General features: G+C 39.9%; 10 protein-coding genes. 5 read left to right on the top strand and 5 right to left on the bottom strand.

All coding sequences use genetic code 11. From position 1 onward, the window contains the following. Position 1 precedes the first annotated feature (1 nt). Both AC1PJP_RS12425 and recD read left to right on the top strand, forming a co-directional pair. Complete coding sequence (locus tag AC1PJP_RS12425; RefSeq protein ID WP_416707716.1) at positions 2-3700, top strand: UvrD-helicase domain-containing protein; 3699 nt, start codon at positions 2-4, stop codon at positions 3698-3700. A 108-nt stretch (positions 3701-3808) separates the two neighbouring features. Next, on the top strand, positions 3809-5560 hold the full coding sequence (gene recD / locus AC1PJP_RS12420) for an exodeoxyribonuclease V subunit alpha (RefSeq protein WP_416707714.1): 1752 nt from the start codon (positions 3809-3811) through the stop codon (positions 5558-5560). 700 nt (positions 5561-6260) lie between these two features. On the opposite strand, the gene AC1PJP_RS12415 is transcribed toward recD, so the two are convergent. After that, positions 6261-7559, bottom strand: a complete 1299-nt coding sequence (locus AC1PJP_RS12415; RefSeq protein WP_416707712.1) for a serine hydrolase domain-containing protein — start codon at positions 7557-7559, stop codon at positions 6261-6263. A 210-nt stretch (positions 7560-7769) separates the two neighbouring features. Here AC1PJP_RS12415 and rpsO point away from each other — a divergent pair, with 210 nt between their 5' ends. The 3 genes from rpsO (at position 7770) to AC1PJP_RS12400 (ending at position 11682) form a co-directional block, all read left to right on the top strand. Continuing rightward, on the top strand, positions 7770-8039 hold the full coding sequence (rpsO, locus tag AC1PJP_RS12410; protein WP_002114951.1) for a 30S ribosomal protein S15: 270 nt from the start codon (positions 7770-7772) through the stop codon (positions 8037-8039). A 258-nt stretch (positions 8040-8297) separates the two neighbouring features. After that, positions 8298-10385: a polyribonucleotide nucleotidyltransferase gene (gene pnp / locus AC1PJP_RS12405; protein WP_171056879.1), complete on the top strand. Its 2088-nt coding sequence runs from the start codon at positions 8298-8300 to the stop codon at positions 10383-10385. An 85-nt stretch (positions 10386-10470) separates the two neighbouring features. After that, the gene (locus tag AC1PJP_RS12400) at positions 10471-11682 is read left to right on the top strand and encodes a magnesium transporter CorA family protein (protein WP_005301909.1); all 1212 of its coding nucleotides are present in this window, start codon (positions 10471-10473) and stop codon (positions 11680-11682) included. Positions 11683-11912: 230 nt separating this feature from the next. On the opposite strand, the gene AC1PJP_RS12395 is transcribed toward AC1PJP_RS12400, so the two are convergent. From AC1PJP_RS12395 to hslO, 4 genes are all read right to left on the bottom strand, one after another. Continuing rightward, positions 11913-12242, bottom strand: a complete 330-nt coding sequence (locus AC1PJP_RS12395; RefSeq protein ID WP_005301912.1) for a chaperone modulator CbpM — start codon at positions 12240-12242, stop codon at positions 11913-11915. A gap of 11 nt (positions 12243-12253) precedes the next feature. Continuing rightward, the gene (locus tag AC1PJP_RS12390; RefSeq protein ID WP_013199061.1) at positions 12254-13210 is read right to left on the bottom strand and encodes a DnaJ C-terminal domain-containing protein; all 957 of its coding nucleotides are present in this window, start codon (positions 13208-13210) and stop codon (positions 12254-12256) included. A 146-nt stretch (positions 13211-13356) separates the two neighbouring features. After that, entirely contained in the window at positions 13357-13968 is a 612-nt protein-coding gene (locus AC1PJP_RS12385; protein ID WP_005301917.1) for a LysE family translocator, read from the bottom strand. A 136-nt stretch (positions 13969-14104) separates the two neighbouring features. Continuing rightward, positions 14105-14980 (bottom strand): Hsp33 family molecular chaperone HslO, encoded by an 876-nt coding sequence (hslO, locus tag AC1PJP_RS12380; RefSeq protein WP_005301920.1) that lies wholly within the window; start codon positions 14978-14980, stop codon positions 14105-14107. Between the last annotated feature and the right edge of the window lie 58 nt (positions 14981-15038).

The raw sequence follows: 15038 nt of genomic DNA, 5'->3' as shown, positions 1-15038 counted from the left end.
CATGAACTCAAGAGTACAGGTGTCTTATCAACCTATTATTGATATTGAATTTAGTGGTTTACATTTAATTGAAGCTTCGGCAGGTACAGGAAAAACTTATACCTTATCGAGCTTGATGGTCCGTATCTTTCTTGAAAAATACTTGCCTAAACAAGTGATTGCGACCACGTTTACCCGTGCTGCCGCTGCTGAGTTAAAAAGTCGTATTCGTGCCCGTTTGGTAGAAACGTATCGTTACTTAGAGACCAAGCGTAGTTTTACAGAACACGAATTAATTACGCAGGCTGAGCAAGAGTCTGACTTATTACTTCAACATATTTTAAAAAGCTTTGCGACGCGTATTGCCTATGCATGTGAACGTTTAAAATTAGTCATCGATCAGTTAGACGAGTTATTTGTCGGGACACTTGATAGCTTTAGCCAAAAACTGTTACGTGAGTTTGCCTTTGAGAGTGGCAAAATTGAGCGCGCTCAAATTACCGATGATGCCACAACATATAGTCGACAACTAATTCATGATGTTTTACGTGAATGGATACAGTCTCAACCTCAGACCGTGATTGATGCTTTATATCTGGCAGGTGAACTCAAGAGTGTCGATAGTTTTGTCAAACTTGTTGAAGACTCACTGAATTTTAGTTCGGCTCACTTTAAACTTCCTGAAAAACCAACCATTCAATTTGAACAACTTGCACAGCTCAAACAGTTAGCAACAGAAATTGACTTAAGCCTTTTAGAAAACTATTACCAACTTGATGGTGAACACTATAAACATGTGAGCGGCACAATATTTCGGAATGGGGCATTTAACAAATTATTTAGTGAATGTTTGCCGCAGCTTTTGCAAGTTCTAACGCAAAGCGACAGCATTTTGGTTTTTGATGGGTCTTTGACTGCACAACGTGAACTCGTTTTCAAATTTTTAGGTCAACTTGCCGATCAGAAAGTTTTCAAGAAATGTCCTGCTGAAATTTCTGCTGGATTCTATCAACATCCTTGTATTCAACAGATTCAACAGCTATTTGGTGTGCTGAAAAACTACGCCGAGCAGTTCGACCAGCTTCATATTTTTTTAAAAGCCTATTTGTGTGTAGAAGTTAAAAAACGTTTGCCGCAGGTTTTACAAAATAAAGGCGAAACTACTTTTTCTCAGCAAATTCGTACACTTTCTGAAGCTTTAAAAGGTGAGCAGGGGCAGCGTTTTGCTGTATTTGTTCAGGCACGTTATCCCTTAATTTTGGTCGATGAATTTCAGGACACTAACCAAGATCAAGACGATATGCTGGCGAGCATTTGGCGCCATCCAGAGCGCTACCAAAAAGGCTGCATGATTATGGTGGGCGACCGTAAACAGGCGATTTACGGTTTCCGTGGTGGGGATATGCTCACCTTCTTAAATGCCTATAAAGATATTCAAGCCAAACATGGCCGTGAATATAAGTTAATTCATAACCATCGTTCCGTTGCTGATCTGGTTGAAGTGGTCGATGCCTTATTTCAACGACAAATTGATTTCGGCGAAGAGGTTCAATATGACCCAATTCGAGCAGGAACTCGGCCTCATCCTGTACTGATTGAGCAGAATAATCATAATCCTCATCCTTTACGTTGGCTCATGCTCAAAGATAAAGAAACTGAGGCACAGCAAGTTGCTTGGAAGATTCGAGATCTACTCAACCAGTCACATGCTGGACAACTATATTTTCAAAAAGATGCTCAGACTCAAGCTCTAAACGAAGATGATATTGCGGTATTGTCTCGTAATCATGATGGGCTTGATAAAGTTCAATTTGAGCTAGAGCGTTTAGGAATTCGGGTTAACAGGCCATCAAAACGAAGTGTTTTCGATTGCACAGTTGCGCAAGACGTTGGTGCTTTGTTGACTGCCATACTTCATCCTTACGATGAGGCAAAAGTGAAGCGAGCTTTAATTAGCCGTCTATTTGCCATGGATTTAAAACAACTCTTACAGCTTGAGCAGACAGCCGAAGGGTTAAGCCAGTTTATGACTGGTTTTGATAGCATTAGAGAGTTGTGGTCCGCTCAAGGCTTTTTAGTAGCATGGCAACAATGCCTCATCCAGTTTGATATATGGCAAAATTTGGTCGCTGCCCAAAGTAAAGATAATGAACGGGTTGTGGTGAACTTGCGTCATTTAACTGAAATTTTGAGTCAGCACAGTGAGAAATACTCAGGCGCGCAAAACCTCTATCATTGGTATCTCAAACAGTTGAGTTCTCCTCTCGATCGTGATTGGGAGTTAGAGCGTAAATTGTCGAGTGAAGCTGGTGTTCAGCTCATGACAATTCACCAGTCAAAAGGACTGGAATTTAAGATTGTATTCTTATTGGGTGCAGACAAGCCCTTTCGAGAAAATAACAAAACTCTGAATTTTTCGACTCAAGATGTAATTCAACCAGACTCAAGTCAGACTTTGACTCAACGTGTCGTTGCGATTGCTGATAAAACTTATTTGAATGAAGTTGAACTTAAGCAACACGAAGAACGAGCGCTTGCTGAACAGAATCGTCTTTGGTATGTCGCTTTAACGCGAGCAAGCCACCGCGTCTACGCGCTTTTACAAGATGTGGATGGTAAATCCGTATCAGGCCTCGCGTTTTGGAAAAATAGGACTGAGCCTTTTCAACACCGTTGCTGTACGGATGAAATGGTTTTGGAGCAGATTCCACAGGCAATTCATTTAGCCAAACAAACAAGTATTATTGAAATACAAGCACAACGTTTTCCTGAACAACGTTTTTATTCGAGAGGTAAAACCAGTTTCAGTTACTTGGCACAGCATTTAAAACATAAGGCTGGCACAGATTTATTGGCCAGTCAGAGCAATGAGGCTGTCTTAGCAGAAGATGAGCTGGATTTAATTAACACTGCTGAAGCAATTAGTGCTCAGCCGATTGACTGGATAAAGAGTAACTTCCCGCGAGGAACGCTTGCTGGTAATTTCTTACATGAAATATTTGAACACATCGATTTTCAATGTTCAGATGACTGGGTAAGTGAAATACGTCGTCGTTTTAAAAATGACTATAGTAGTCTTTGGCAAGATTTACTTAATAAATATAACGAGAGCTTCCCAGAGCAAGAAGATGCCGAGAATCTGCTTTACCAGTCAGTTGCAGAGTGGCTGAAAGATATTTTGCGAACACCGCTTTATCAAGGTTTCCGACTAAATCAGCTTCAACAAGAGCAGTATTTGTCAGAGTTTCCTTTTTATTTGGCATTATCAGATCGGGTTCTAGCGATGACACGTATTCAGCAGCTTTTCGCTGAGTATGGTTTGAATATGCCTGAATTACTTGAAGCACGTTCAGCACGTTACCTTAATGGTTCTATCGATTTAGTTTATTTTGATGGGCAGCGTTACCACATTGCCGATTATAAAAGTAATTACTTAGGTGATGATCTTGCAGATTATCGTAGCGATAGCATTGCCCAAAGCATGTCTTTAGCAAGTTATTGGCTACAAGCAGGTCTATATCTCGTTGCATTACATCGCTATTTGCAAGTCAAAATGCAGGATTACCAAATTGAGCAACACTTAGGTGGGGCAACTTATCTTTATTTACGTGGCATGAATGGTGAAGCTGAGCAGGGCTATTATTACTGGCAGCCTAGCATTGAGTTTATTCTGCGTCTTGATGCCATTTTAGGGTATTTTGCTGAGGATAAAATTGCATGAAAAATGCTGATAAAGTATGTAATTTTAATATTAACAAACATTTGGCATGTGGATAAGCCTGTCTATAACCATGTGGACAAGCGTGTGGAAAACTAGGTGGATAAGTGTGTGGACAATCTAAATAGCTCTGAACAGGCCGATTTAAGCTGGTTAACAACGTGGAGTAGCTTCCTAAATCAGGCTCCATTTACTGAGCAATCGCAAGTGTCAGAAGCCACTTCTTACTTGCAGCAGCTTATTGAAGCGAGCTTACAAGGCGATAGTTGTATCGATGTCAGTTCTGAGCAAATTGCAGCACTTGGTCAGCTTGCTATATCTGCCGATCAAGCAACCTCAAATGTTGCCCCATGCGTCTATGATGAGCAGGGGTTGGCATTATACCGATATTGGCACCTAGAGCAACGACTTGCAGAACAAATTTGTCGATTAAAGCAACAATTAATTCAACCTGTATCTTTTGATGACTACTTAAACCTACTCACAGACTCTCATCAACAGGCAGCTTTACAAATGGTCGCTCGGCAGAGCCTGAGTATTATTACGGGTGGGCCAGGTACGGGTAAGACCTATACGCTTGCACGTATTATTGCAGTGCTTAGCCAAGCAATTCCACATATTCGTGTAGCGATGGCTGCTCCAACAGGTAAAGCCGCACAGCGTATGCAAGAGGCCTTACAGAACTCGTTTAATGACCCTAAATTGCTTGAGTCTGGATTAGTGAGTGAAGAACTAAGGAATCAGGGAACGCAAACAATTCACCGATTATTGGGAATGGGGCATAGTCAAACACCACGGTTTAATCAAAAACAACCGCTTCCTTATGACGTGATTGTCGTGGATGAGGCTTCCATGCTGGATTTAAATCTAGCTACTCTTCTATTTGAAGCAATGCCAGAGTCTTGTCGAATTATTTTATTAGGAGATGCAAATCAGCTGGCTTCCGTCGACGTCGGAGCGGTTCTTGCTGATTTGCAACAAATACAGGCACTCGCCGACAACAGGGTACAATTACAAACCAGTCGCCGTTTTGCTGAAGGGGCATTGATTGGGCAGGTGGCACGTTTTATTCAAATGCAAACCAGTCAGATTAATCATGAGCAGGTTTTGCAACAGTTTGAAATTGATATTGTTGAGGTTTCTGAATTAAAGCCTATAGTTTTACAAAGTGACATGCCAGATGTGGTTCAGCTTGAGTATTTGCCAGAAGGGAATCACGCAGAAGTCGAAATTTATTATCAGAAGCTCATGCTCGGTTTCCAAGGATATGTAAAAAGCCTAAAAAATTATTTAAAAGAAGAACGCTCTATTGAACAGGTCCAAAACGTAGTAAAAGCATTTGATGACTATCGTATTTTAACGGCTGTTCGTCATGGTCCATTTGGCTTACAGCAGTTAAATCAATATGCACAGCGTTGGATACAGCAACAACTTTCAATAGTGATAGCTGGGGGATGGTATGTCGGTCGTCCGGTCATGATGACTTATAACGACTATCAGCTCGGTATTTCAAATGGTGACATTGGTCTGTGTTTTGAACATAGAACTCAGCCTCAGCAGTTTGAAGTATATTTTCCAAGTTTGAATAAATGGGTCGCGGCAAATCGATTACCTAAAAGTATTCAAAGTGCATTCGCTTTAACGATTCATAAATCACAAGGGTCTGAATTTACACACACTGCTGTCGTTTTAGATCAAGCCGCAAAGAATTTATTAAGCCAAGAGCTTATTTACACTGCGATTACACGCGCTAAAAAAGTAGTAAGTCTTTTGGTTCATCCCGAAGCTTTACTACAGTCCTTTACAGTTCGTACGACACGAAAAAGTGGTTTAGTTCAGAAAGTTAATCGGTTAGTTCGTTAAGCCAAACTTAATATTTTTACCCTTGTAAGAAAAAGCTTACATAGATTCGAGATATTTGCTGCTAGAGTACACCCCACGTTTTTGAGATTATAAACGCACAACGAGCTTGGCAAGGAATGTCGGGCAAAATCGCACAATAATAATAGCTTAAGTCGAGAGACTGCGAACTTACAATGACGTAGGTGTATAAAGAGGAAACTTACAGCCGCTAAGCCTTGTAGTTTTGGGAGAGACTACAGGGCTTTTTTATATTCTCAATTTTATTTACTTCTAAAAATTATCAGAAAAGTTCGGATTTAAGCCAATATTGAGTGCAATTTCTTTTAAAAATTTATATCAATAATATCAATATATTTATCTGTAATATGATTTTTAAACAGCCATTTTTCCTGTGAATTGTTAAGTTAAATGTTATACAGAACTGTACGATAATGGGGCAAAAACCGTTATTTATTAAATATTAGACAGACCTGTACGTTTTTGCTTACATGATGATAAGAAAAATACTACTTTTCTTCATAATTGGATATGTCACAATACATCACATAAGGAAATAGAAACAAAACAACGGAAGTCAGTTAAAACAACAAGAAGGATGTGACTAGCATCTCACCAACGATAATAAAAATAGAAATAACACGATAAACAAAAACTACAGCGCAAAAAACCCAAGCAGAAATGCTTGGGTTTTTTATTTAATTTACACTAAGTTCGTTTCATGAGCATCGCTGCCAAACAAAGATCGGCGCTGATCTCTAGGAATACGTGGGCATTGTGTTGAAATCTGATAAAGTACATTGGCTAGTGCAGGAAGGTGAGTGCCCACGACCGATTTGCCCGTTGTTAATAGAGAAACACTAATATCTCGTTCAGGGTCGGCCCAACATAAAATGTTGGAGAATCCTAAATGACCAAAAGCTTGCCCCGTCATTGGACCAAAAAGGCCTATAGGATTACTACCTAACATTGGACCTAAGGCATAGCGCATTGGAATGAGTAAAGTACGGTCAATGTTAACGCCTGTGGTCGGCAGTGTTGCCCTGAAAATCGTTTTCTCACTGAATATTTGCTGACTGCCATAGCTTCCGCCACTTAAAAGCATTTCAAAGAAACGTCCAGCTTGTTCTGCACTCGTATAAATGTTGCCGGCTGGGCAAATTGTATCCATAAAACGACTATCGTTAGTCACATCAACTGCAAGTTGCAACCCTCCACCTAACACATGATTTAGATAGTGATCGGTACCCAGCCGAGGGTGTAGACCCGTTGCACAGTTTAAGGCCACTTGTGAGCGGTATTCTGGTTTTAAGCCATAATTGAAATAAGGCATTCCCATTGGTTTTTCGATAGTTTGATGTACAAACTCACGTAAATCTTGCCCAGTCACCCGTTCAATCACTTCTCCTAAAATATAACCCGCCGTAACCGCATGATAGGCAAGATGGTTGCCAGCAGGAGATACAGGCTTGGCAGCATATAAACGTTTTAAAATTTCATCTTTATCAAATAGGAGTTCGGGCGTGACATCGCCATCAATATAGGGAATGCCGCCACGATGTGCTAATAAATGAAAGAGAGTTGCACGGCGCTTACCATTTACGCCGTATTCTGGAATATAGTAGCTAACAGGATCAAGCAAATTGATTTCGCCTTTTTCATCTAGTAGATGAATCAGCATGGCCGTGATCATCTTAGATGCTGAAAACAGACAAACGGGCGTATCTGGAGTCGCAATCAGGGCATTCTCTTGTAGTCCTGCCGGAGAGTTCCCTTGAGCATATCCAATGCTTCTGTTCAGCAAAACTTTACCTTGTCTACGTAAGCAGAAGGTAATAAGTGGATAATTTCCGGTTTTATATAGTGCTTCTATACTGTTCCAGATCTTTTTAACCTGGCGCTCAGTCATTTCACCCTGTTCAGCAGCAACTTCATCTTGATGACGAATAACTTGCTCAATATTGTCCGGTACTGGACAAGTGTTGGTTGAAAAAATTTTCACACGTCCCTCGCGCTTCTTTCTTTTTATTCAAAGCTAGTGTGCAGGGTTAGCATGCTCATGTCAGTGTCTAAAATGACAAGTTACTGAAAACTATTTTGCAATCCACCTATAGATACCTTAAAATAGGCAACTTGCTGTAGTGATGCACGGCAGTCAGTTGCCTCAACTGATTCATATCGTTTACTTTTTTAAGCATCTCGGAGAAATCGAATGGCTTTAACTAATGCAGACCGCGCAGAGATCATTGCTAAATTTGCTCGCGCTGAAAATGACACTGGTTCACCAGAAGTACAAGTAGCTTTATTGACTGCTCAAATCAATGATTTACAAGGTCACTTTAAAGCTCACAAACACGACCATCACAGCCGTCGTGGTTTGATTCGTATGGTTAACCAACGTCGTAAATTGCTCGACTACTTAAATGGTAAAGACCACGGTCGTTACACTGCTTTGATCGGTGCTTTAGGTTTACGTCGTTAATTCGATTTTCACTTTGTTTTCGCTATTTCGCATGTCGCAATGCTTTATCGCTGAAAAGAGAGTTTCACTTAATTTTAGATTAAGTGATGTTTAGAAGGGGCGCTTGTGCGCTCCTTCTTTGCGTTTAATATTATTTAAAATTTTTGGCCTAGTGTGATGGCTTCTAAGCTTTGTCATTTATCTACCAACAGTTGTAGTCTGAATGCCAAACCTTAGGGGTCTCACTAGAATAAAATTAGGAAAATACAATACATGTCAATGTTTAATATCGTTCGTAAAGAATTCCAATTCGGTCAACATCAAGTCGTTTTAGAAACGGGTCGCGTTGCACGTCAAGCAAACACAGTTTTAATTACAATGGGTGGCGTAACTGTTTTAGTTGCAGTTGTTGCTCAACCTAAAGCAAAAGCGGGTCAAGACTTCTTCCCGTTAACAGTTAACTATCAAGAAAAACAATATGCAGCTGGTCGTATCCCTGGTGGTTACGGTAAGCGTGAAGGCCGTGCTTCTGAAGCTGAAACTTTAATTTCACGTCTTATTGACCGTCCAATTCGTCCATTGTTCCCAGAAGGTTACTTCAACGAAATCCAAGTAACAGCAACAGTTGTTTCTTCTGACAAAACTATGGATGCTGATATTGCAGCAATGCTTGGTACATCAGCAGCATTATCTATTGCTGGTACTCCTTTCCGTGGTCCAATCGGTGGCGCACGTGTTGGTTTAATCAACGGTGAATATGTTCTTAACCCGAACTTTGAACAGTTGAAAGAAAGTGACCTTGACCTTGTTGTTGCTGGTACAGAATCTGCTGTATTAATGGTTGAATCTGAAGCTAAAGAGCTTTCAGAAGACCAAATGCTTGGTGCTGTGCTTTTCGGTCATGACGAAATGCAAATCGCGATTCAAGCAATTAAAGAATTTGCTGCTGCTGCTGGTGCAGTTGAATCAACTTGGGTTGCTCCAAGCAAAAACGAAGCACTTCTTGAGCAATTAAAAGCAGCTTTCGAAGCTAAAATTTCTGAAGCATATACAATTGCGGTTAAACAAGACCGTTATGCAGCACTTGATGCACTTTATGCAGAAGCTGTAGCTCAGTTCGTTCCTGAAAATGACGAAACTGGTATTGCTGACGAAGTAAATGAATTATTTGAAGACCTTAAATACCGTACAGTACGTGACAACATCTTGTCAGGTAAACCACGTATTGATGGCCGTGATACTAAAACTGTTCGTGGTATCGACGTTCAAGTTGGTGTATTAGACCGCGCTCACGGTTCTGCATTATTTACACGTGGTGAAACTCAAGCGTTGGTAACAACAACTTTGGGTAATACTCGTGATGCATTAATGGTTGATACATTGTCAGGTACTAAAACTGACAACTTCATGTTGCACTACAACTTCCCTGCATACTCTGTAGGTGAAACTGGTCGTGAGTCTGGCCCTAAGCGTCGTGAAATCGGTCATGGTCGTTTAGCTCGTCGTGGTGTTCAAGCTGTTCTTCCTGCTGCGGACCGCTTCCCGTACGTAATCCGTATCGTATCTGACATTACTGAATCTAACGGTTCATCTTCAATGGCTTCTGTATGTGGTGCTTCATTATCACTTATGGATGCGGGTGTTCCACTTAAAGCACCAGTTGCTGGTATCGCAATGGGCTTAGTGAAAGAAGGCGAGCGTTTTGCAGTACTTTCTGACATCTTGGGTGATGAAGATCACTTAGGTGATATGGACTTTAAAGTAGCAGGTTCTGCAAACGGTATTACTGCGCTTCAAATGGACATCAAGATTGAAGGTATCACTGAAGAAATTATGGAAGTTGCATTAAACCAAGCATTTGCTGGTCGTATGCACATCCTGAATGAAATGAATAAAGTCATTTCACGTGCTCGTGCTGAAATCAGCGCACATGCACCGACATTTGAAGTGATTAACATCAATCCAGACAAGATCCGTGATGTTATTGGTAAAGGTGGCGCAACGATTCGTGCCATTACTGAAGAAACTAAAGCTGCAATTGATATTGAAGATAACGGTACAGTTCGCGTATTTGGTGAAACTAAAGCTGCTGCTCGTGCTGCGATTGCAAAAATTCAAGCACTTACTGCTGAAGTTGAACCAGGTAAGATCTATGACGGTAAAGTAATCCGTATTGTAGAATTCGGTGCGTTTGTAAACATCATGCCGGGTACTGATGGTCTTCTTCACATTTCGCAAATTTCAAACGAACGTATTGCGAACGTGACTGACGTTCTTAAAGAAGGTCAAGAAGTGAAAGTACAAGTTGCTGATGTTGATAACCGTGGTCGTATTAAATTGACTATGAAAGACATCGAACAAGCATAATTGTTTGAATGACACGAAAAAGTCCGCTTGATGCGGACTTTTTTTATGGCATGATGCAAGTAATACAAAAACAGATCGTTGTGGTATGCAGGTTTATTATTTTTATCGCCATCAAAGCGACGGCTATGTCTTTTTAAGCCGCGAACAGCATAGTGAACATGTTCTGGAGTTTTTCTGGATTGATAGTGTCAGAACGGATGTGGTTAACCATAACGAAGAATGGCAACAAGAGATTCATAAGCTTTCAGGTGTGGTTATTAATGAGTTTCATATGCGGGATATTGCCAACATTGAACATCCCTGTGCATTTGACACGCTTGAAGAATATGACCTGTTAATTTTTAAGAAATTGGTTACGCCTGACGATGAAATTAAGCATGCAGAATCACAAGATAGTGTTTTTGGTTTAGCAACGACGCCGATTAGTTTTATTTTGACACCTGATGTGCTGATTAGTGTGCGCGAGCAGGGGAATAAGTCGATTGAAAACTATATTCAACGTCTCGAAAATATTTTATGTAAAACTTTAGAAGAACAAAACAAAACCCGTAAATTACCGAATTCACCCGTCGATTTATCATTACGCTTGTTAAATAGTATGGTTGATGGTTATCTTGATATCCGCTCACCATTGACGCGAAGAGTAGAGCATTGGCAACAACAACTATTGCAGGGTAATCGTCGTTTTAAACAGTGGCACCAGTTGTTCCATGAGAATATGGCCTTTCAACAGGTCGAAAATTTATGTGAAGAACAAATCGAAACCCTTCAAGAGTTTCGGGATGAAATTGTAGAAAATTACCATCATGTCGTTGGCAGTCACATCCATAATTCTCAAGATATTTTACTGGTTCGTTTAAATGATTTAATGAGTCATGTAGAACGTATTCAGAAACATACTTTACGTTTACGTAGCGCAATTCAGTCAGCAATTGATTTACATTTTTCTGCTATTGCAAACCAAACTAATGAAAACATGCGGATTCTTGCGATTATCACGGCAGTCTTTGCACCACTTACCCTTTTAACGGGCATTTATGGAATGAACTTTGAGTTTATTCCTGGTCTTAAATCACCTGTTGGTTTCTGGATTATGTTGGGTGCCATGCTGATTAGTACGATTTTTCTGTTGTACTATTTTTATCGACAGCATTTGGTTGGGCGTGGTGAAAAAAGTGTGATTGATTTACTGGCTCAACAGCATCGTCAAGATCGGATGAATTTGTTTTGGTTTTTGGAATATGAGCCGATTAAACAGACTGTGAAGGAATTGGAGAAGATTACTCGGTTGAAGTAATAGGAATTTTCAAAGATCAGTAAAGTTGATTTGTTAGTACTGCCTCAAATTTAGGGATTAATTTGATACTTATTGTCTAGGCATATCCTTACTTTTGACTGGGCAAAAGTAACAAAACCCCTTGCTTGGACTGACGGTACATCCTTGTTACCGCAGTCCAAAAGGCGGCATCCATGCCGCCCATCACGTTAGCTCATACCTGTGTGAAAGATTATTTAGAAGAAAAAATCTTAATGAAAATGCTTCAACTGTTTTCTAAGTTGTTGTACTTCATCAATCAAATCTAACATCACCGCAACTGCTGCCAAACTTGCGTCAAAGTCACGTTGCAGACGATAAGCTTTACGTGCACGTGCCACATCTTCACCGATAAATTGGTGTGCTTCAGGCGTATTATCGACAGATAAAATGTCATATTCAATTAACTGAATAATCCAGTCAGGGCTTTGACCACAAGCTTGAGCAAATTGTTGTAGGTCAAATGTAGATTGTTCATCAACGACCTCCGCACTAAAGGTATGGCCGTCATATACAATTTCGCGATAATGAATGGTTGTCATGATCTTGCTCCCTAATGAGATGAACGAGGTTCGAATGAAGCGAAGGCTTCAGCCAGTTGCTGATAAGCTTGTTTTTCTTTTTCAGAATGCGCTGGTGGGAATACAATATTTAAAATTAAATAGAGATGGCCTGGCGTTTTATTTGGTATCCCTTTGTCTTTTAAACGTAGCTGTTGTCCTTGTTTTGCGTTGTGAGGTAAATTGACGTTTAAAGGTCCAGCTGGTGTTTTTACTTCAATACCCTGACCTAATGCAGCTTCCCACGGCGCTACATCTACAGTCAAATATACATCGCTACCTTCAACATGAACGCGGTCTGTATCTTTATACTGAATTTCAATATAAAGATCGCCGTTGGCACCACCATTGATACCACTTTGTCCTTGTCCACTCAAGCGAATTTGCTGACCTTCTTTCATACCTTTTGGTATTTTCACCTGCAAGGTTTTGCGTTGAACTTCAGGTTCGCCATAAGCATTCATGGTCGGGATTTGCAGGGTAATCTGTTGCGTTGATCCATGATAGGCAATATCAAGATCAACCTCTATGCTGGCATGTTGGTCTTCACCGCGATAACTACGTTGTTGTCTCTGGTACTGTTGCTGACCACCACCAAATCCTGCACCAAAGCGTCCAAATAAATCTTCAAAACCGCTAAAGTCTGCTTGTTCACCACCTGTAAAGCCTTGGCGATAAAACTGTGCTCCATCAAAGCCACCTTGTGCAGCACCCTGACCAAAGTTATTAAAACCTTGAGGATGATCTAACATCTGGTCATATTCAGCTTTTTTTTCTGCATTGCTTAACGTGTCATAGGCAACATTAATGGCCTGCATCTTTTCTTCTGCATCTTTTTCTTTGCTGATGTCAGGATGATATTTACGGGCTAGTTTCCGATAAGCTTTTTTAATTTCATCAGCAGAGGCTTTGCGTGTAACCCCTAATTCTTCATAATAATTTTTTGCCATAATGTTTTATCACGATGGAGTTGTTTATTTCATTATGAAACGATTTTTAGAGTTTTCAATAAGCTAGATTGTATAAGAGTTGTTCTATTCCCAAATGAAATTGATAGAAAAAGGTATAGGCAAATGAGGCCCATATCTTTCATGATTTAGATGAAACTTTGATATAAGCCATACAGGGCAATAAGTAAAAGTAATAAACCGCATAGCCCTAATATTTTTGGATATAAATGACTGTTAGAGAGGCGACGGAAGAATATATAAACCAAAGATAAGGTGAGGAAGTCTAAAACAATCCATGTCAGGGTCAGTATGGTTAGACTTAAATTTAATTGAGGGGTAATAGAGACGAATTGGGGAAAGAAGGCCGAGAAAAAAATAATATCTTTAGGGTTTGAAATACCTACGAGAAAGCCTTTTTTAAAGCCACCATTTTGTGCTGAAACTGTTTGTATTGCTTCTGGATGAGGTGCTTGAATCACTTCTTTAAGAATACTAAAACCCAAATAACCAATATATAAGCAGCCTAAAATACGAATGATATTAAGATAACTATCGTTAACACTCAGTACTCCCTTTAAAACGAGTACTGAAATAAAAATTAAGACAAGAGATGCTAGATTTGTACCAAAAATGGTTTCAAGCGCTTTTTTATAGCCTCCTTTAAGTCCAGCGCTTGCAACTAAAATCATTACGGGGCCAGGGGTCGCAATCATAATAATTACGCTAAAAATAAAGAGAAAATAATCAAAATAATTCATGGCGTTTTAAGCAATCTATTTATAGGCTATAAAGTAGCCTTATATTATCCTATTTAAAATAAAATATTGAAAACTATCATCAAAAGTACAGACAAATAAAAAGGCGGTATATCCGCCTTTTTATAAATTTTAATGATTAACTCAAATGTTCACCAAATAATGCTAAAGCTTCTTCAGCAGTAAAAGTGTATTGAGTATTACAGAACTGACAATCCATACGAATAGGGTTCTGTTCCTCTAATGTTTCATGAACAGCGTCTACACCAATTTGAATCAGTGCATTTGCACAGCGTTCTTTTGAACATGTACAGCCAAATTTTAGTGCTTCAATTTCTGGTAAACGAACTTCTTCTTCGTTATATAAACGATATAAAATTTCGTTTGCATCTAAATTGGTCAGCTCTTCGGCTTTTAATGTTTCGGTCAACATCGTCAAACGTGGCCATAAATCTTCATCGACCAAGTTTTGCTCTTCTTCATCATGGCGTGGTAAAAGCTGAATTAGTAAACCACCAGAGCGTTTGGTCGTACTTGCTAACACAATGCGAGTTGGAATTTGCGCAGACAAATCGTAATACTGCATTAAACAGCCAGCTAAAGTTTTTTGATCAAGAGGGACAATCCCTTGATAACGCTCGCCAAATTCAGGTTCAATATTAATAAATAAAACTGGATTAACTAAAGCGCCAAGAACTGTACTACTGTCTGTTGCTTCGATGAAGCGTGGGTCCGTTTCGTAATCAGCTAGAGCACGTACTTCACCTAAATGATTACATTCAGCCATTGCCCACTTAAAGGTACCGCTAGCCTGGATTTGCAAGCTGATACGGCCTTTGATTTTTAGTGTACTTGCAAGTAATGCAGTCGCACTCAACATTTCACCTAACAGAATTTTAACCGCAGGCATATAGTCACGTTGAGCTAAGATAGTTTGTAGTGCTTCTTCTAGATGAACTACTTCCCCACGAACCGGAAAGTTCTCAATATAAAAGCGTTGGCGTAAATCAGACATAATATTCTCCAGGGCCCTAAGCAGAGTATAACTATTTCGTTTTAATCAAGCTTAGGAA

This window comes from Acinetobacter sp. V116_7, assembly GCF_056735735.1.
Note: the sequence above shows the minus strand (reverse complement) of the source record. Positions and strands in the feature narration are given on the sequence as shown.